The sequence below is a fragment of the Bordetella sputigena genome (genome assembly GCF_965137885.1).
Classification (GTDB): domain Bacteria; phylum Pseudomonadota; class Gammaproteobacteria; order Burkholderiales; family Burkholderiaceae_B; genus Bordetella_C; species Bordetella_C sputigena.
In genome coordinates, this window is the sequence record NZ_CBCSCA010000010.1 from 120,492 (window position 1) to 138,116 (window position 17,625).

A 17,625-nucleotide genomic window follows, 5' to 3' on the forward strand; every position below is an offset into this window, starting at 1 on the left:
CTTTCCACTTTTCATTTCCGCTTTCCCTTCCTAGCGAGGACCGCAATGCCAGTTTCCGTATTCGACATGCAAGCGCTTCAGCATCTGTGGAGCACTGACGAACTGCGGGCGATTTTCTCCGAAGAAAACCGCGTGCAGAAATGGCTGGATTTCGAAGCGGCGCTGGCCGCGTCGCAAGCCGAATTGGGCATCATTCCCGCCGCCGCCGCGCGCGAGATCGCCGAAAAAGCCAAGGTCGAGAACATCGACATCGGCAAGATGTCGGCGGAAATCCGCCGCATCAAGCATGCGCTGGTGCCCGCGCTCAAACAGTTGCAGGCGAGCTGCGGCGCCGAGAACGGCGAATGGGTGCATTACGGCGCGACCACCCAGGATGTGGTCGATACGGGCGTGGCCCTGCAGTTGAAGGAAGTCCATGCCGTGGTGCTGCGGGACGTCCAGGCCGTGGGGCGCGAACTGGCGCGGCTGTCGCGCGCGCATCGCGACACGCCCATGGTCGGCCGCACGCATGGCGTGCAGGCGCTGCCGATTACCTTCGGCCATAAATGCGCGATCTGGCTGGATGAAATGGGCCGGCATTACCAGCGCCTGAAGGAATGCGAACCCCGGGTCCTGGTGGGCATGCTGGCGGGCGCCGTCGGCAGCCAGGCCTCGCTGGGCGACCAGGCGGCGGAGGTCGAGTCGCGCACGCTGGCCAAGCTGGGCCTGGCGACGCCGGCCGTCAGCTGGGCGCCGGCGCGCGATCGCTTCACGGAATACGCCATGTTGCTGGCCATGATAGGCGCCACGCTGTCGAAGATCGGCAACGAGCTGTTCAACATGCAGCGCAACGAAGTCGGCGAGGTCGAGGAGGCCTTCTCGGACGGCAAGCTGGGCTCGTCGACCATGCCGCACAAGCGCAATCCGACCTCGGCGGAAAACCTGGCCGGCCTGTCGCGCCCGCTGCGCTACAACGCGGCGCTGATGCTGGAAGGCATGGTGCAGGAAGGCGAACGCGACGGCATCGCCTGGAAGATAGAGTGGAAGGCCCTGCCGGAATGCTGCATCATCGCGGGCGCCATGCTGTTCCAGGCCAAGAATCTTCTGGCCGGACTGCGCGTGGACGACGGCGGCATGGCCAGGAATCTCGAACTGATGCGCGGCTATCTGCTGTCCGAACGCGTCATGCTGGAACTGAGCGGCCGCGTGGGCAAGCAGACCGCCCATGAATGGATATACGAAGCGTCCATGCATGGCATCACGCACAAGCTGGATTTCGCCGATGCCATGCGCCAGCACAAGGGACTTGCCGGCCTGCTGGGCGAGGACGAGATCCGCCGCCTGACCGACCCGGCCGGCTATCTGGGCCAATGCGGCAGCTCGGTGGACCGCGTGCTGGCCCGGCAAGAGGAAGCCGGCTGGCTGCAGGCCTGATCAGGCGGCATGGCGACGGCGCCATGCCATCCATACCAGAACATATAAAACGGAGACAACGCCATGGGACAGGATCAGCGCAACTTATCGCCGGCCAGACGGCGGCTTTTGCTGACGGGCGCGCTCGGCGCGGCAGGTATGCTGGGAGCGGGAATATCGGTATCGCGCGCCAGCGCGGCGACGACGGCCTTTCCTGAACGGCCCGTCACGCTGATGGTCGGATTCCCGCCGGGCGGCGGCGGCGATCTGTACGGCCGGCTGATCGCCACCGCGATGGGGCGCACCTTGAAGCAAACGGTGGTGGTGGAAAACAAGGCCGGCGCCGGCGGCAACATCGCCGCCGGGCTGGTCGCCAAGTCGCCGCCGGACGGCTACACCCTGCTGCTGGCCATGAGCGGCAACCTGGCGGTGTCGCCGGCGCTGAAACCCGCCAGCCTGCCCTACAAGGTACCCGACGATTTCGCGCCCATCGGCCTGATCCTGGAAGCCCCGCACGGCCTGTTCGTCGCGCCGAACTCGAAGTTCAAGACGGCCAAGGAGCTGCTGGCCGCGGCAAAAACCAAGGAAATGACCTTCGCCTCCACCGGCGCGGGCGGCGCGGCGCACATCGGCATGGAACGCATCAAGGAGCTGGGCAAGCTGAAGCTGCTGCACATTCCCTATCGCGGTTCCGGCCCGGCCATCACCGACCTGCTGGGCGGCCAGGTCGACATGTTCTTCGCCACCGCATCGCCGCTGATGCCGCAGGTGCGCCAGGACGCCTTGCGCCTGCTGGCCGTTTCCGGCGAAAGCCGCAATCCCAGCCTGCCGGACGTGCCCACCTTCAAGGAGCTGGGCATCGATATGACGCTGACGCAGTGGTATGGCCTGGCCGCGCCGGCCGGCACGCCGCCGGACATCCTGCGCATCCTGTCCACGCATCTGAGCAAGGCCTTGAACGACCCGCAGGTCCGCGAGGTCATCCGCCGCGATGCCGCGGTGGAGCGCGATCTGCCGCTGGAGCGATTCACCGCATACATCGACCGCGACATCGCGCAATACCGTACGGTCGCCACCCCCGACCTGTTGAAGCAAATCGGCGCATAGCGCCGCGTATCTGCAAGGAGCACCGCATGCTGAACGATTGGACCCAGGTACTGGCGAACAACCGCCAGGCCGCCGGCAGCCTGGCCAAAAACCATCCGCAACTGTTGACGGCCTTCCGCGGCCTGAACGAGGCCCAGGGCGCGACGGGCACGCTGGACGCCAGGACGCGCGAGCTGATCGCGCTGGCCGTCGCCGTGACCACCCGTTGCGACGGCTGCATCGCGGCCCACGCCGCCGCCGCGCGCCAGGCGGGCGTGACCGAAACCGAGCTGAGCGAAGCGCTGGCCACCGCCATCGCGCTGAATGCCGGCGCCGCATACGTGTACTCGCTGCGTGCCATGGATGCGTTGAGCGACGCCGGCGCGGCCTCCAAGGGTTGAGGGAATTATGCCGTTCGATACCTTGATTTCGGCGCAGGATCTGGCCAGCCTGCGGGCGCGCGGCGACACGCCCCTGCTCATCGCCGACTGCCGCTTCGACCTGATGGACACCGGTGCGGGCAGCCAGGCCTACCGGCGCGGCCATTTGCCCGGCGCCCACTACCTGCATCTGGAAGAGGACCTGAGCGGCGCCGTCACCGGACGCAACGGCCGGCACCCCTTGCCGGATCGCGATGCGCTGGCCGCCCGGCTGGCCGCCTTGGGCATGAACGACGATACCCAGCTCGTGGCCTATGACGACGCCGGCGGCATGTATGCGGCGCGGCTGTGGTGGCTGGCGCGCTGGCTGGGACACCGCGCCGTTGCCGTGCTGGATGGCGGCGTGGGCGCCTGGACGGCCGCCGGCCTGCCCATGACCGACGAACCGACCACCCCGCCCGCCCGGCGCGGCAACCTGCGCGCCGGCGCATCCCTGGTGCGCACCGTATCGCACCAGGATGTGCGCGACAACCTGATCACCGGCGACCGTCTGGTCGTCGACGCCCGCGCCCCGGATCGCTTCCGCGGCGAAAACGAAACCATCGATCCGGTCGGCGGCCATATCCCTGGCGCGCGCAACCGCCTGTTCCGCGAAAACCTGGACTCGACGGGGCGCTTCCGCGCGCCCGACGATCTGCGCGGCGCCTTCGCGGCCCTGCTGGACGGACGGCGGGCGGAGCAGGTCATCAACCAATGCGGTTCCGGCGTCACGGCCTGCCATAATCTGCTGGCCATGGAAATCGCCGGGCTGACGGGCGCGGCGCTGTATCCTGGTTCATGGAGCGAATGGTGCGCGCAGGACGGCGCGCCGGTCGCCACCGGTCCAGCTGACTGAACGCCAATGAAATCCGACTCCCTATCCCCCTCTTCCGCGGACGCGATGCGGCCGCACAGCGCGCACTGGGGCGTGTTCCGCGCCGCATGGCGGGACGGCGCCCTGGCCGTGCAGCCGCATCCCGGGGATCCCGACCCCAATCCGCTGATCGACAACCTCACCAATGCCGTGGGACATCGCGCCCGCGTGGTCACGCCGATGGTGCGGCGCGGCTGGCTGGAACGCGGCCCGGGTCCCGACGACCGCCGGGGCCGCGATGAGTTCGTCGCCATGCCCTGGGACGAAGTACTCGACCGCCTGGCCGCCGAGCTGGCGCGCGTACGCGACAGTCATGGACCCGAAGCCGTATTCGGCGGCTCTTACGGGTGGTCCAGCGCGGGCCGCTTCCACCATGCGCAAAGCCAGGTCCATCGCTTCCTGAACACCGCCCTGGGTGGATATGTGCGTTCGGTCAACAGCTATAGCGCGGGTGCATCGGCGGTCATCCTGCCGCATATCCTGGGCAGCATGGACGACGTCGCGCGCCGCAACGTCACGTGGGAGCAGATCGTCGAGCACACCGATGTGGTGCTGTCGTTCGGCGGCATGGCGCTGAAGAACTCGCGCGTGGCCAGCGGCGGCATCAGCCGCCATATCGAGCGCGACTCGATGGCCCGTGCCGCGGCGCGGGGCTGCCGCTTCGTCTCGATCAGCCCGCTGCGCGGCGATATGCCCCTGGAGTCGCGCGCCGAATGGCTGCCCATCGTACCGGGCACCGACACCGCCATGATGCTGGCGCTGGCCTATGTGCTGGTTACCGATGGCTTGCATGACCGCGGTTTCCTGGCGGATTATTGCGACGGCTGGGAAACGTTCGAAGCCTATGTGCTGGGACGCAGCGACGGCATACCCAAGACGCCGGCCTGGGCGGCGCCGTTGTGCGGCCTGCCCGCCGACGGCCTCCGTGAGCTGGCGCGATCGCTGGCCGGCAAGCGTGTCCTGATTACCGTGGCCCATGCGCTGCAGCGTGCCGAGCACGGCGAACAGCCGGTATGGATGGGCGCGGTGCTGGCCGCCATGCTGGGCCAGATCGGCCTGCCGGGCGGCGGCTATGCCTATGCGCTGGGCACCCTGGCGCACTACGGCAAACGCACCAATGCGGTCCCTGTCGCCGCCTTGCCGCAAGGCACGAACGGGGTCAAGGCTTTCATTCCGGTGGCGCGCATCGCCGACATGCTGCTGCATCCCGGTGAAGCGTTCGACTACAACGGCAAGCGCCACACCTATCCGCATATCCGGCTGGCCTACTGGGCCGGCGGCAACCCTTTCCATCATCATCAGGACCTGGGCCGCCTGGCGCGGGCCTTCCGCACGCTGGACACCTTCGTCGTCCACGAACTGGGCTGGACGGCCACGGCGCGCCACGCCGATATCGTGCTGCCCTGCACGATGACCGTGGAACGCGAAGACATCGGCGCCGCGCCGACCGATCCGCTGATGGTGGCCATGCACAGGATCGCGCCGCCGCACGGCCAGGCGCGCGACGACTACGACATCTTCAGCGACCTGTCCGAACGCCTGGGCACGCGCCAGGCCTACACCGAAGGCCGCACCAGCGCGCAGTGGCTGCGCCATCTGTACGAACGCACGCGCGCCGCGCTGCAGGAACGCGGACTTGAGGCGCCCGACTTCGACACGTTCTGGCAACGCGGCGAGCTGCTGCTGCCCCAGCAGGCCGACGACGGCGGCATCCTGCGCGCCTTCCGCGAGGATCCCGCCGGAAAACCCCTGCCCACGCCCAGCGGCCGCGTACAGATCGCTTCGCCGGTGGTGGCGGACTTCGGCTATGCCGACTGCCCCGGGCATCCCGCCTGGCTGCCGCCCGCCGACGCGCCCACCGCGGAGCACCCGCTTTACCTGGTGGCCAACCAGCCCGCGACCCGCCTGCACAGCCAGCTCGATTTCGGCGCGCACAGCATCGCCAACAAGCGCCGCGAACGCGAGGTCTGCACCATGCATCCCCGGGACGCGCAGGCAAGAGGCATAGGCGAGGACGACATCGTCGAGCTCTATAACGCGCGCGGCAGCTGCCTGGCCTGCGTCACGCTCAGCGATGGCGTGCGTCCCGGCGTGGTGCGGCTGCCGACCGGCGCCTGGTATGACCCGGCCCCGGGTCATGAAGAGCGGCCATTTTGCATGCACGGCAACCCCAACGTACTGACGCGGGACGCGGGAACCTCGGCGCTGGCGCAGGGCTGCACCGGGCAGCTTACCGCCGTCCAGGTGCGGCGCTACGATGGGCCGGCGCCGCCGGTGCGCGCCTTCGACCCGCCGCCCGCCGGCGGGGCGGACTTATGACGCAACGGCCGGCGGGCGGCCGGCCTTACCGTCCCGCGTATAGAAATCCACCCCGCTCAGAGCGAACATCACCACCAGCATCACCACGGTGACGATGCACACCATGCGAGGCACGGCGTAAGGACTGGCCAGATGCATGAAGAACACCGCGATCAGGATGGCCTTGATGCCGGCGATCAGGATATTGACCGCCATATTGGCGGGGCCGAGTGGAATATAGGCGGTGCCCACCGTCAGCGCGGCGCACAGTACCAGCGCCAGCCACACCGCGGCGACCCGCCATAACCGCCGCCGCAACCCGGCGTCGATCGCGCGTCCGGTCATGGCGCCCTCCCCGCCAGGTAAAGAATGGGAAACAGGAAGACCCACACGACGTCGACGAAATGCCAGTACAAGCCGACGGTTTCCTGCCGGCGCAATACCGTCGCGGCGGCGACGCGGCCGGACTGGCGCGAGACGATCAGCACCAGGAAGATGCCGATGGTCAGATGCACGGCGTGCAGTCCCGTGGCGAAAAAGTAGAGGAAAAAGAACAGACGCCCGCCGGCCGGATCCGGCATGTCCGCGGCATGGAAGGACGCCCCCGGCCAGAGGCCTTCGCGCAGGTCCTTGGCGTATTCGTATCCCTTGACGGCAAGAAAGACGGCGCCGAGCGCCGCGGTAATCCACAGGAAACGGCGCGCCAGCCGCGTAACGCCAGCGCGCTGGCATTCCGTCGCCAGCGCGATGGCCGCGCTGCTGCTCAACAGCACCACGGTGTTGAGCGCGCCCAGCAGCACGTCCGTGTGGCGGGCTGCCGAGGTGAAAGCCCCGGGCATGTGCAGCCGGCCCACGGCATAGCCCAGGAACACCGGCCCGAAGAACATCAGTTCGGTCGCCAGGAATATCCACATCCCGAGCCGTGCCTGGTAGGCGCGCAGCGTATCGGGTCCATCGAGCGTGACTTCGTTCATTGTGCATCCCGCCCGGCGTAATCGTAGACGTCGTGGTCGCCGTTGGGCGGCGCGTCGAAATTCTTCTTGGGCGGGGGCGACCGCGTCTGCCATTCGAGGCCGCTGGCGTTCCAGGGATTCGCGCCGGCCGGACGTCCATGGAACCATGACCACAACAGGTAGCAAAGCGGCAGCAGATAACCCACCGCCAGCACCGCGGCGCCGGTGGATGACAGGATATTCAGGACCTGGAATTCCGGCGGATAGGTATGGTAGCGGCGCGGCATACCGTCGTAGCCCAGGATGTACTGCGGGAAGAACGTCAGGTTGAAGCCGAGAAAAATGGTGATGGCGGCGATGCGTCCCAGGGTCTCCGGATACAGGCGTCCGCTGATCTTCGGCCACCAGAAATGCAAGGCGCCCAGATAGGCCATGACCGCGCCGCCCACCATGATGTAGTGGAAATGCGCCACCACGAAATACGTATCGGTGACGTGTACGTCGACGGCCAGCGTGGCCAGGAACAGGCCGGTCAGGCCGCCCAGCATGAACAGGCCGACGAAGCCCAGCGCGTACAGCATGGGCGCGCCGAAGGTGATCGTGCCCTTGTACAGGGTTGCCGTCCAATTGAACACCTTGATTGCGGAAGGCACGGCGACCAGGAAGCTCAGCAGGGAGAACGTCATGTTGGCGTACACCGATTGCCCGCTGACGAACATATGGTGTCCCCACACCAGGAAGCCGATCACGGCGATGCCCAGGATGGCGTAGGCCATGCTGCGGTAGGCGAAGATGCGCCGGCGCGTAAAGCACGGGATGATCTCGCTGACCACGCCCATGGCCGGCAGCACCATGATGTACACCGCGGGATGCGAGTAGAACCAGAACAGGTGCTGAAACAGCAAAGGGTCGCCGCCCAGGCGCGGATCGAAGAAGCCGATGCCGAACAGGCGCTCCGCGGCCAGCAGCAGCAGGGTAATGGCAAGCACCGGCGTCGCCAGCACCAGGATGATGCTGGTGGCGTAATTCGCCCACACGAACAGCGGCATGCGGAACCAGCCCATGCCGGGGGCGCGCATCGTGTGGACGGTGACGATGATGTTCAAACCCGTCAGGATGGAGGAAAACCCCACGATGAATACGCCGAACAGCGTGATCACCACATTGCTGTGCGAGAACATCGTCGAGAACGGGGTGTAGAAGGTCCACCCGGTATCCACGCCGCCCAGCACCAGCGCGCCCAGCGTGAACGTGCCGCCTATCGCGTACAGATACCAGCTGATCAGGTTCAAGCGCGGGAAGGCGATGTCTTCCGCGCCCACCATGATGGGAATCAGGAAGTTCCCCAGCACGGATGGAATGGAAGGAATCAGGAACATCCACACCATGATGACGCCATGGGCGGTAAACAGCTTGTTGTAGGTGTCCGCGCTGACCAGATCGGCCTGCGGCGTCACCAGTTCCAGGCGCATCATGGCCGCCGCGACGCCGCCCAGGACGAAGAAGGCGGTAATGCTGATCGCGTACAGGATCGCCACGCGCTTGTGGTCGTCGGTCAGCAGCCAGGAGCGCAGGCTGTAGCCTTCCGTCAGGTAGTTGCGCGGGCCGGGCGCGGAGCCGCGCCGCGCGGCCGCGGCCTCGGCTCCCGGCACCAGGGGCGTCGTGGATGGGTTCATCGCGTCTGCACCTCCTTGGGACGATCGGACTTCAGGTAGGCGATCAGCGCCATGAGATCCGGTTCGCTGAACTGGCCGGCGAAGGAAGGCATGATGGGCGCGTAGCCCGCCACCACGTCCTTGCGCGGCTCGATGATGGAATCGCGGATATAGTTCTCGTCGGCCACGACCATGCGGCCATCCTGCAGAAAGACGCGGCGGCTGAACAGATGGTCCAGCTCCGGCGCGTGGACGGTGGAGCGCGCATCGTGGCAGCCGGCGCAACCGTGCTCGCGGAACAGCTGGTAGCCGCGCTGGACCAGGTCCGGGCCGTCCTTGCCCCGCTCCAGCCAGCGCGAGAACTGTTCTGGCGGCAAGGCGACGATGCCACCGCCCATGGTGGCGTGATCGGTGCCGCAGAACTCCGCGCACAGCAGATGGTAGGTCCCCGGACGCGTCGCGGTGAACCAGAGGCTGGTATAGCGCCCCGGCAGGACGTCCTGCTTGATGCGGAATTCCGGCACGTAGAAGCTGTGGATGACGTCCTGTGAACTCATCAGCAGGCGCACCGGCTGGCCTACCGGCACGTGCAGCTCGTCGATCTCGCGGACGCCGTTGGCGTGCTGCATGGTCCACACCCATTGCTTGGCGACCACGTAAACCGGCATGGCGTCGGCCGGAGGCCGCGTCAGCGCGCTGTAGTCGTAGGCGCCCCAGACGAACAGGCCGATGAAAGCCAGCAGCGGCGCGATGGTCCAGGTCCACTCCAGGCCATTGGCATGTTCGCGCGCCTGGCCTCTCGGTGCGCTGGATCCCTTGCGGTAACGGATGCAGAAGACGACGGCCACGATGGTGATCAGCAAGGCCATCAAGGCGGACAGGCCCAGCAGGCTCAGGAACAATGCATCGGTGCGGCCGGCGATGGACGATGCTTCCGCGGGCATCAGCCCGACGGCTCCGGCGTGGTAGAGCGGCGGCGTGCTGTTCATGCGCGAGGCCTCCCGGGATTGCGGCGGCGCATGCAGACGAAGGCGGCGAGCAGCGCGGCCAGCGCGCCCAGGCCCGCGGCGCGCGCCAGGGCCATCGCCGCGACGCTATAGCGGCCGGTCGCGGGATCGTAATGCGAGCACAGCAGCACCAGTTGATCGGCCAGCCCCCCGACCTTGCCGCCGGCCGCCTCCACCAGCGCCAGCCGCACGTCGCGCGCGGTGAATCCCAGTCCCAGGAAGTAGCGCGCGATCCGCCCCGCGGGCGTCAGGATGACGAACCCGGCCGGGTGGTAGAACTGGCCGGTGTCCGCATCGCGGCGATAGGGAAAACCGACGGCATCGGTCAGCGCCGCGATGGCCTGGGGCGCGGCGGTCAGGAGATGCAGCCCGGGGGTGCTTTCCGAAGCCGCGCCGGCATCCATCAGTCCGCGGTAATACGCATACTTGCGCGCCGCGTCCGCGGGCGTTTCGGCGGGATCGATGCTGACCGACACGACTTCGAAGGGCACGCCCACGCCGCGCACACGCTCCAGCACGGCGTCCATCAGGGTCGAGCACAACACCGCGCAATGGTAGTAGCCGAGCACGAAGATGACCGGCCTGTTGCCCAGGTAGTCCGCCAGGGTCACCTCGCGGCCGTCCTGATCGCGCAGGCCGCGGACCGGCGGAATGGCGCGGCCCGGATGCTGGCGAAAGGCCAGCGCCGCCGCGTCGGGCGGCGGCTCGGCAGCGGCGGGCCGCGCCAGGCACAGCGCCAGGAACCCGGCCACGAACCCGGCCATGAATCGGGCCAGGAATACCGCCAGAAACGGACCCGCACCGATGGCGGGACGCGCCGCCGGCCTCATGGGCGGGCTCCTTCCGCCACTGCCCGCATGGCTTCCTCCACGGGGATGCGGGCGATACCGGCGCGGCGGTCCACCCAGGCATAGCTTGCCGTCAGCGCCTGCTTGCCCGCCAGATATTGCGCCATATTGGCTTGCGGCCGCGTCTCCAGCATCGGCCCCGCGATCCAGGCGCGCGGCGATTCCGCCCCGCCGGGGTGGCGGTTCTCATCCCAGCGCGAGGTCAATAGCACGGCGGCCGTCACGGCCAATACCAGCACCGCAAACCCGGCCAGGCCGATGCGCCAGACGCGCCGCACGTCGATTCCATCACGCATTGGCTTCCTCCATGACGGCTGCTACCGCGCGGCCCGGCGCGGTGGGAAACAGCATCGCCGCGGCGCGCACGATCAGGCCCATGCCCGCCAGCAGGAGCGGCAGCATCCACGCCACGTGCCAGCCGACCGGCCCGCCGGACGTATGCCCCGCCGATGCCACGCCCGCCGAGGGGAACACCCACCACGCGGTCTCGCAGGCGGAGACGACGAGCAGCAAGGCCGCCAGCGCGCGCAAGCAGGCGGCGGATCGTTTGAAGGCGCGGAAGAGCAACGCGACCAAGGGAACCGCGAAGCCGAAGACGGCCAACAGGATTGCCACGGCCTCCCAGCCGCCCTGGCGCGCCACATACCACGAGATTTCCGCTGGCAGGTTTTCCGCCCAGATGATCTGGAACTGGGTAAAGGCCAGATATGCCCACGTCAGCACATACATCATCAGCAGATTGCCCAGGTCGCCGCGCAGCGGCGGCGGCGCGCGCCGCGCCCCCGCGTACGCGCCGGCCGCCATCGCGGCCTTCAGTTGCGCGATCAGGACCACGAAGCCGAACGCGGTCGAGTACCACTCCGGCGTCAATGACATCAGCAGATCGACCGCCACCAGGCTGATGGTGAAGGCGTACGTCAATAATCCGGCCGCGGCATACCCTTGGCGTTGGACGGCCACGCGCCCCGCGCCGTCGACGCGCGCCAGCACGCTCCAAAGAACGACGCAGGCGACCACGCGCAGCGCCATTCCGGGCGAACTGAACCACAGTTGCCGGAAAGCGGGCTCCCTGGCCGTATCCACCCAGTCCGGGCGCGCCCAGGGATACAGCGGCCGCTGCCAGACCAGCACCGGCAGGACGAGTATGCCGACCGCGGGAACGGCGGCGCGCAATGCGTTCAGGCAGGCAGCGATCGGCGCGATCCAGTTGCCGCCGGTCAGGCGATGCAGCCACAAGGTGGCCTGCGCGCCCAGCGCCAGGCCGGCCCAGAACCACCAGGCGGCCAGCCAGGCCGCCAGGAAGCCGCGCGCGTCCGGCACGACGCCCAGCGCCGCCAGCGCCAGCAGCATGGCGCCCCCGGCCAGCACCGCCAACGCCGGGCGCCGGCCCGTGTCTCGTTCGTCCGTAACGCGCCGGCCTCCGTCGATGCCCCTGTCTCGTTCACTCATGGCGGGCCGCCCTCCTTCATCCGGTCGTCCACATCGCCGTCGCTTTTTCCGGACCGCGTGTCGAGATCCCCCGTCGGGTTGCCGGGCCGTTCCGGCCCGCCGGACGCCAGGGCGGACCGCGTGCGCTGCCGCACATCGGGCGGCAGGTCTTCCACCGCGGCGTGCTGGCTGAGTTGCAGGGCCCGCACGTAAGCGACGATGGCCCAGCGGTCCTCCGGACGTATGCGATTGCCGTAGGACGCCATGACGCCGTAGCCATTGCTGATGACGTCGTAAATATGCCGGTCCGGCGCCTGGCGCAAGCGGTCGCTGTGATAGGTGGGCGGCGCGGGAAAACCGCGCTCGACAATGCGGCCGTCGCCGTCGCCGGCGGGACTGTGGCAGGGCATGCAAAAGACGCCGTACAAGGTCTGACCCTGCTTGAGCATGGCCGGCGTGACGGGCGCCGGCAAGGATGCCGCCGCCCGCGCCTGCGCGTCGCGCGCCACTTGCTGCCCGCCTTCCCTGCCGCTGGTCGCGTCGGCCGGTGTGCCCCGTGCATACGCTTCCGTGCCGGCGAACGGCGTGCGCGCCGATGCGCCGTCCGGAAACTGCGGGCTGGCGCGGTATGGCTTGCCGCGCGGCTGGTCGTACATGTTCTGGACGGAGCGTTCACAGCCGCCCAGTACCAGGATCAACAGAGCCGCCGCCATGCCGGCCCGCGGGATGACTCGCGATGCCGCATGCGCGAGCGCCGGCTTCGCCCGGCTCATGCCGGTACCTCCTGGATGTCGATCGGATCCGTTTCCCGCAGGACAGCCATGGCGCGGTCGTAGGATGGGTCGTCTTCCGTGCATGCCTCGGGCAGCCGCACGCACAGGAAGAACCGGTCCCTGCTCGCCAGATCGAAGCCCGGCGTCGCGAAGACGGGGTGATGCAGGCGCGGCAGGCCATTGGCCCCGAGCATGGCGACGACCGCGCAGATCGCCGCGCACAGGATCGTCAATTCGAAGGTCACGGGGATGAACAGCGGCCAGCTGTGCAGCGGCCGCCCGCCCACGTTCACCGGATAGGACTGCGTGGCCGCGTACCACTGCATGAAATAGCCGCCCGCGCCGCCGGCGATGCCGCCGATCAGCGTGGCGCACGGTACGGCGCGGCTGCCGGGATAGCCGACGGCCTCCGCCAGGTCCGGCACCGGGAACGGCGCATAGGCGTCCACGCCCGCAAGGCCGCGTTCGCGCGCCGTGCGCGCGGCGCGCACCAGGGCCTCGGGTTGGCGGAATTCGGCCATCAGGCCGTACAGGCGCGGCTTCATGTGGGCTTCCCGGAGGCGGCGGCCCCCTGCGCTTCGTATTCCATCTCCCTGACCTCCGCCATCGAAATCATCGGCAGGCAACGCAGGAACAACAGGAACAGCCAGGCGAACATCCCCATGGAGCTGAACAGAAAGATCCAGTCCCAGGCGGTCGGCACGAACAAACCCCAGGAAGAAGGCAGGAAATCGCGATGCGTGCTTTGCACGACGATCAGGAAGCGCTCCATCCACATTCCCAGGTTGATGACGATGCTGAGGACGAACAGCCATGCCGCGCTGTGGCGCACGCGCCGCTGCCACATCAGCTGCGGGATCAGGACGTTGCAGGCGATGATGGCCCAGTAGACGGGCGCGTAGGCGCCGGTCCAGCGATCCACCGTCATCGCGATCTCGAATTCGTCTCCGCCATAAAACGCCATGAAGGCTTCCGAGATATACCCGTAGGCCACCATGGCGCCGGTGGCCAGCAGCACGCGCGCCGCCAGCGCCAGGTGACGGTCCGTGATCAGATCGTGCAGGCGGAAGAAATGCCGCAGCGGGATGGCCAGCGTCAGCACCATCGCGAAGCCCGAGTACAGCGCGCCCGCCACGAAATACGGCGGGAAGATCGTGGAGTGATAGCCGGGCGTGTTGCCGATGGCGAAATCCAGCGACACCACCGTATGCACCGATACCACCAGCGGCGTGGCCAGGCCGGCCAGCATCAGATAGGCGTTCTCGTAGCGCGCCCAATGCCGCGCATCGCCGCGCCAGCCCAGCGCGAACAGGCCGTAGGCGATCTGCTTGCCGCGCGTGCGGGCGCGGTCGCGCAGCGTCGCCAGGTCGGGCAGCAGGCCGACGTACCAGAACATCAGGGACACCAGCAGGTACGTGCTGATGGCGAAGATGTCCCACACGAGCGGGCTGCGCCATTGCGGCCACAAGTCCATGCGGTTGGGATAAGGCAACAGCCAATAGGCGAACCAGGGCCGGCCCAGGTGCAGGATGGGAAACAGACCGGCGATGCTGGCCGCGAAAAGCGTCATGGCCTCGGCGAAGCGGTTGATGGATGTGCGCCACTGCTGCCGCAACAGCAGCAGCACCGCCGAGATGAAAGTGCCGGCATGGCCGATCCCGATCCACCAGACGAAATTGGCCAGGGCGTAGCCCCATGCCACCGGGATGTTCACGCCCCACAGCCCCACCCCGACGGTGAACAGCCAGGCGCTGGCGCCCAGGAAAACCATGGTGGCGGCGAAAGTGGCCAGGAACATGACGCGCCAGCGCCAGTGCTGTCGCCAGCCGCCGCGCGTTCCCATCGGACCGGCGCGGCGGCGCGCCAGCACGATATCGGAGATGCGGTCGGTGATGCTGCCGTAGGTGTCAGCCATCGTCCGGCTCCAGCTTCGCCCCGGAGTCGCGCTGCCGCGCCAGGTAGCGCGTGCGCGGATGCGTATTCAATTCCTCCAGCAGCGCATAGGCGCGCGGCGATCCGCGCGTGGCGTTGACGCGGCTGGCCGGGTCGTTCAAGTTGCCGAAGACGATGGCCTGGCTGGGACAGACGGCCTCGCAGGCGGTCACGACTTCGCCGTCGCGCAGGGTGCGGTCCTCCTTCTGCGCCTGGATGCGGGCGCGGCTGATACGCTGCACGCAATAGGTGCACTTCTCCATCACGCCGCGCTGCCGCACCGTCACATCGGGATTCTGGTGGGCGGCCGATGCTTCCGATCGATCGGAGTATTCGAAGAAATTGAAGCGGCGGACCTTGTAGGGACAGTTGTTGGAGCAGAAGCGCGTCCCCACGCAGCGGTTGTAGACCTGGGCATTCAATCCTTCGGAATCGTGGACCGTGGCGCCGACCGGGCACACCGGCTCGCACGGCGCATCCTCGCAATGCATGCAGGGCACGGGCTGGAACAGGGTCTCGCGCCGCTCGCGGTAGACGTCGACGCGTATCCAATGCATCTCGCGCCCGCGGCGGACTTCCCCGGCGCCGACGACAGGAATATTGTTCTCCGCCTGGCAGGCCACCGTACAGGCATTGCAGCCTATGCACTTGTCCAGGTCGATGGTCATGGCCCAGGCGTAGTCCGGATATTCCACCTTGGGATACAGGGAAGGCGCGGCCCGCGCCTCGCGGGCAGGCGTGGCCCTGCCGGCCTCGCGCGGGCCGGACTGCAAGTCCTCCACGCGCACGATGTCGCGGCCATGCATGGAGAGTTCGGTCTGCACATAGGCGAAGCGATGGGTGCGCCCGGTGCCCGCCAGCGTGACGGGGACCGTCGGCAACGGCGTGCCGTCGTCGGCGCGGGCCTGCAGCGTGTATGCGTCGAAACCCACGCCATCGCCGACCCGTCCCGCGTGGCGGCGCCCATAGCCCAGATGCAGCGTCACCATCCCGGGCGCATGCCCAGGCAGGATGTGGACGGGGCCTTCGACTGAAGCACCGTGCGCGGCCGTCAAGCTGACGACATCGCCGGCCGCCAGGCCGTACGCGCGCGCGGTTTCCGGGTCCATGTAGACGGCGTTGTCCCAGGTCATCCGCGTCAACGGACGCGGCAGCTCCTGCAGCCAGGCATTGTTGGACGCCGCGCCACCGCCAAGATAGGGATCGGGCAGGATCTGCGCGACCAGCGTGCCGGGGCGGGCGGACGTCGCCTGCACAGCGGCCCAGCCGGCCGCGTCTCCCGCGCGCCTGCCGGAAGGCAGCGGCGCAAGCAGGCCGGCATCTTGGATATGGCCCGTGCGCAGCGCCGCGCGCCAGCGTGCGTCGAACTCGCCCGCCGGCCACGCCGCCCGCCACGTCGCCCGCACGGCGTCATGGTCGGTGACGTCGTTCCCGTCCGCCAGCACCTGCAACAGCGCGTGCGGCGACACGCCGTTATGCAATGGCGCGATCATCGGCTGCATGATCGTCGGCGTGCCATCCCACGCCAGCGCATCGCTCCAGCATTCCAGCTCATGCGCGCGCGGCACGTGCCAGGCGCACGCGAGCGCCGTCTCGTCACGATAAAGCCCCTGGTGCACGGATAGCGGCACGCGGCGCAACGCGTCCGCGAACGCCTGCCTGTCGGGGCTGTCATACACGGGATTGGCGTCGATGATCAGCAGCGTATCGACGTTTCCATCGCGCATATCGGCGATCAACGGCGCCAGGCCGGGCACCTCGCGCGTGGCGACCGGCATGACACATTGCCCGACGGCCCCCAGATGCGTATTGATGGCCCAGGCCAGGGCATGGTCGTCCGCCGACAACGCCGGTCCCGGCGCAACCAGCGCCGCGCCCGCATGGGTCTTCAGCGCCTCGGCCAACGCGGTTTCCCAAGCGCCGCCTTTCCCGCTCGCCGGCGCTACGCCGGGCACACCCAGGGCGTGAGCCAGGCGGCGCAGCATGGCGCCCATGTCGCCCGGCGTCATGACCCAGCGCTGATCGGCCATGGCGCCGGTCAGGCCGGGCATGGCCTCTATTGCGTAGAGCCTGAGACGCGGCAGCGATGCCGCCGCCGGACCCGCGACAGGCGTCGCCGGCGCGGCTGGAACCCGAGATGCCGCCGATGCCCCGGCGGCTTTATCCGCGTCGCCACGGCCGCGCGCGAAATCCCTGGCGTACCTTACGCCGGCGGGCGTATCGATAAACAGATCCGCGCCTACCGCAAGGACCACACGGGCCCTGTCCAGGCGGTACCAGGCATGGGCGGGATAGCCCAGTACACGGCGCGCGCCTGCTTGCGCGGCGGCATCATGCAGCGGGTCATGCCGATGCCGGCGCATGCCCGGAAAGCGCGCCGCGGCGGCATCCAGCTGCCGCTCCATCGTCGGCGAGGTCGAGGCACCGGTCAGTACCCGCAGGCCGGCGCCACCGTCCGTCGCCAGCGTGGCGATGCGTTCGGCCAATGCGTTCCTGGCCGACGGCCAGTCCGCGATACCGTCGCCACGCATTACCGCGCGCGAACGGTCCGGATCCCACAATTGCAGGATGGCCGCCTGCGCACAGGCGTCCGTCGCGCCGTCGCTCATCGGATGGCCGGGATTCCCTTCGATCTTGGTGGGCCGGCCCATGTGCGTCTCCACCAGCACAGGGACGGCATAGCCGCCACGCGTGACCGCGCTGGCATAGAACACGGGCTCGTCTCCCGGTCCGCCCTCCGGCATGTGCGCATAAGGCACGATGGCTTCCGACGGCGGCCCGCTGCATCCCGCTGTCGCCAGGGCGCCGGCGGCGGCCATCCACTTGAGCAGCGCACGGCGCGCCGGATCTTCCGGACCGTCGGCGTGCGTGTCCCTCGCGCCGGCGGCGGCATGGAGCGTCGTTCCCCCGGATGCCTCGGCGTCGATGCGAGCGATATGAATGATACGGTCGATGTCCAT

16 protein-coding genes are annotated in these 17,625 nt (G+C 68.3%); 5 read left to right on the plus strand and 11 right to left on the minus strand.

Going from position 1 to position 17,625, the window contains the following annotated elements; translation table 11 throughout:
- The first annotated feature begins 45 nt into the window (after positions 1 to 45).
- The 5 genes from purB to ACNA0R_RS19425 all read left to right on the plus strand — a co-directional run bounded on the left by purB (position 46) and on the right by ACNA0R_RS19425 (position 6,090).
- Complete coding sequence (purB, locus tag ACNA0R_RS19405; RefSeq protein WP_415827687.1) at positions 46 to 1,413, plus strand: adenylosuccinate lyase; 1,368 nt, start codon at positions 46 to 48, stop codon at positions 1,411 to 1,413.
- 63 nt (positions 1,414 to 1,476) lie between these two features.
- Complete coding sequence (locus ACNA0R_RS19410; protein ID WP_415827688.1) at positions 1,477 to 2,499, plus strand: Bug family tripartite tricarboxylate transporter substrate binding protein; 1,023 nt, start codon at positions 1,477 to 1,479, stop codon at positions 2,497 to 2,499.
- Positions 2,500 to 2,525: 26 nt separating this feature from the next.
- Positions 2,526 to 2,879: a carboxymuconolactone decarboxylase family protein gene (locus tag ACNA0R_RS19415; RefSeq protein WP_415827689.1), complete on the plus strand. Its 354-nt coding sequence runs from the start codon at positions 2,526 to 2,528 to the stop codon at positions 2,877 to 2,879.
- Between the two features lie 7 nt (positions 2,880 to 2,886).
- The gene (locus tag ACNA0R_RS19420) at positions 2,887 to 3,753 is read left to right on the plus strand and encodes a sulfurtransferase (protein ID WP_415827690.1); all 867 of its coding nucleotides are present in this window, start codon (positions 2,887 to 2,889) and stop codon (positions 3,751 to 3,753) included.
- A gap of 6 nt (positions 3,754 to 3,759) precedes the next feature.
- On the plus strand, positions 3,760 to 6,090 hold the full coding sequence (locus ACNA0R_RS19425; RefSeq protein ID WP_415827691.1) for a molybdopterin guanine dinucleotide-containing S/N-oxide reductase: 2,331 nt from the start codon (positions 3,760 to 3,762) through the stop codon (positions 6,088 to 6,090).
- On the opposite strand, the gene ACNA0R_RS19430 is transcribed toward ACNA0R_RS19425, so the two are convergent.
- Genes ACNA0R_RS19430 through ACNA0R_RS19480 form a run of 11 tightly spaced genes read right to left on the minus strand, consistent with a single transcriptional unit; the run spans position 6,085 to position 17,625 of the window.
- Positions 6,085 to 6,414 carry a cytochrome C oxidase subunit IV family protein gene (locus ACNA0R_RS19430; RefSeq protein WP_415827692.1) on the minus strand — a complete coding sequence of 110 codons (330 nt, stop codon included), beginning with the start codon at positions 6,412 to 6,414 and terminating at the stop codon, positions 6,085 to 6,087. The two genes, ACNA0R_RS19425 and ACNA0R_RS19430, sit on opposite strands and share 6 nt — an antisense overlap.
- The gene (locus tag ACNA0R_RS19435; RefSeq protein WP_415827693.1) at positions 6,411 to 7,043 is read right to left on the minus strand and encodes a cytochrome c oxidase subunit 3; all 633 of its coding nucleotides are present in this window, start codon (positions 7,041 to 7,043) and stop codon (positions 6,411 to 6,413) included. The genes ACNA0R_RS19430 and ACNA0R_RS19435 overlap by 4 nt, the downstream gene beginning before the upstream one ends.
- A complete protein-coding gene (gene ctaD / locus ACNA0R_RS19440) occupies positions 7,040 to 8,698 on the minus strand; it encodes a cytochrome c oxidase subunit I (protein ID WP_415827694.1) in 1,659 nt (552 codons plus the stop codon). The genes ACNA0R_RS19435 and ctaD overlap by 4 nt, the downstream gene beginning before the upstream one ends.
- Entirely contained in the window at positions 8,695 to 9,666 is a 972-nt protein-coding gene (coxB, locus tag ACNA0R_RS19445; RefSeq protein WP_415827695.1) for a cytochrome c oxidase subunit II, read from the minus strand. Before coxB ends, ctaD begins: the two co-directional genes overlap by 4 nt.
- The gene (locus ACNA0R_RS19450) at positions 9,663 to 10,514 is read right to left on the minus strand and encodes an SCO family protein (RefSeq protein ID WP_415827696.1); all 852 of its coding nucleotides are present in this window, start codon (positions 10,512 to 10,514) and stop codon (positions 9,663 to 9,665) included. Before ACNA0R_RS19450 ends, coxB begins: the two co-directional genes overlap by 4 nt.
- Positions 10,511 to 10,828, minus strand: a complete 318-nt coding sequence (locus tag ACNA0R_RS19455) for a hypothetical protein (protein ID WP_415827697.1) — start codon at positions 10,826 to 10,828, stop codon at positions 10,511 to 10,513. Before ACNA0R_RS19455 ends, ACNA0R_RS19450 begins: the two co-directional genes overlap by 4 nt.
- Positions 10,821 to 11,981 (minus strand): hypothetical protein, encoded by a 1,161-nt coding sequence (locus ACNA0R_RS19460; RefSeq protein WP_415827698.1) that lies wholly within the window; start codon positions 11,979 to 11,981, stop codon positions 10,821 to 10,823. The genes ACNA0R_RS19455 and ACNA0R_RS19460 overlap by 8 nt, the downstream gene beginning before the upstream one ends.
- Positions 11,978 to 12,733: a c-type cytochrome gene (locus ACNA0R_RS19465; RefSeq protein WP_415827699.1), complete on the minus strand. Its 756-nt coding sequence runs from the start codon at positions 12,731 to 12,733 to the stop codon at positions 11,978 to 11,980. The genes ACNA0R_RS19460 and ACNA0R_RS19465 overlap by 4 nt, the downstream gene beginning before the upstream one ends.
- Entirely contained in the window at positions 12,730 to 13,278 is a 549-nt protein-coding gene (locus ACNA0R_RS19470; RefSeq protein ID WP_415827700.1) for a DUF3341 domain-containing protein, read from the minus strand. The genes ACNA0R_RS19465 and ACNA0R_RS19470 overlap by 4 nt, the downstream gene beginning before the upstream one ends.
- Positions 13,275 to 14,648 carry an NrfD/PsrC family molybdoenzyme membrane anchor subunit gene (gene nrfD, locus ACNA0R_RS19475; protein WP_415827701.1) on the minus strand — a complete coding sequence of 458 codons (1,374 nt, stop codon included), beginning with the start codon at positions 14,646 to 14,648 and terminating at the stop codon, positions 13,275 to 13,277. Before nrfD ends, ACNA0R_RS19470 begins: the two co-directional genes overlap by 4 nt.
- Positions 14,641 to 17,625, minus strand: a complete 2,985-nt coding sequence (locus ACNA0R_RS19480; RefSeq protein ID WP_415827702.1) for a 4Fe-4S dicluster domain-containing protein — start codon at positions 17,623 to 17,625, stop codon at positions 14,641 to 14,643. The genes nrfD and ACNA0R_RS19480 overlap by 8 nt, the downstream gene beginning before the upstream one ends.

Excerpts from the sequence above, each read along its gene's own strand:
- ACNA0R_RS19410 (WP_415827688.1), top strand. The coding sequence starts at position 1,477 with ATGGGACAGGATCAGCGCAACTTATCGCCGGCCAGACGGCGGCTTTTG.
- ACNA0R_RS19415 (WP_415827689.1), top strand. The coding sequence starts at position 2,526 with ATGCTGAACGATTGGACCCAGGTACTGGCGAACAACCGCCAGGCCGCC.
- nrfD (WP_415827701.1), bottom strand. The coding sequence starts at position 14,648 with ATGGCTGACACCTACGGCAGCATCACCGACCGCATCTCCGATATCGTG.
- ACNA0R_RS19460 (WP_415827698.1), bottom strand. The coding sequence starts at position 11,981 with ATGAGTGAACGAGACAGGGGCATCGACGGAGGCCGGCGCGTTACGGAC.
- ctaD (WP_415827694.1), bottom strand. The coding sequence starts at position 8,698 with ATGAACCCATCCACGACGCCCCTGGTGCCGGGAGCCGAGGCCGCGGCC.
- coxB (WP_415827695.1), bottom strand. The coding sequence starts at position 9,666 with ATGAACAGCACGCCGCCGCTCTACCACGCCGGAGCCGTCGGGCTGATG.
- ACNA0R_RS19430 (WP_415827692.1), bottom strand. The coding sequence starts at position 6,414 with ATGACCGGACGCGCGATCGACGCCGGGTTGCGGCGGCGGTTATGGCGG.
- purB (WP_415827687.1), top strand. The coding sequence starts at position 46 with ATGCCAGTTTCCGTATTCGACATGCAAGCGCTTCAGCATCTGTGGAGC.
- ACNA0R_RS19455 (WP_415827697.1), bottom strand. The coding sequence starts at position 10,828 with ATGCGTGATGGAATCGACGTGCGGCGCGTCTGGCGCATCGGCCTGGCC.
- ACNA0R_RS19465 (WP_415827699.1), bottom strand. The coding sequence starts at position 12,733 with ATGAGCCGGGCGAAGCCGGCGCTCGCGCATGCGGCATCGCGAGTCATC.
- ACNA0R_RS19420 (WP_415827690.1), top strand. The coding sequence starts at position 2,887 with ATGCCGTTCGATACCTTGATTTCGGCGCAGGATCTGGCCAGCCTGCGG.
- ACNA0R_RS19435 (WP_415827693.1), bottom strand. The coding sequence starts at position 7,043 with ATGAACGAAGTCACGCTCGATGGACCCGATACGCTGCGCGCCTACCAG.
- ACNA0R_RS19425 (WP_415827691.1), top strand. The coding sequence starts at position 3,760 with ATGAAATCCGACTCCCTATCCCCCTCTTCCGCGGACGCGATGCGGCCG.
- ACNA0R_RS19470 (WP_415827700.1), bottom strand. The coding sequence starts at position 13,278 with ATGAAGCCGCGCCTGTACGGCCTGATGGCCGAATTCCGCCAACCCGAG.
- ACNA0R_RS19480 (WP_415827702.1), bottom strand. The coding sequence starts at position 17,625 with ATGGACATCGACCGTATCATTCATATCGCTCGCATCGACGCCGAGGCA.
- ACNA0R_RS19450 (WP_415827696.1), bottom strand. The coding sequence starts at position 10,514 with ATGAGGCCGGCGGCGCGTCCCGCCATCGGTGCGGGTCCGTTTCTGGCG.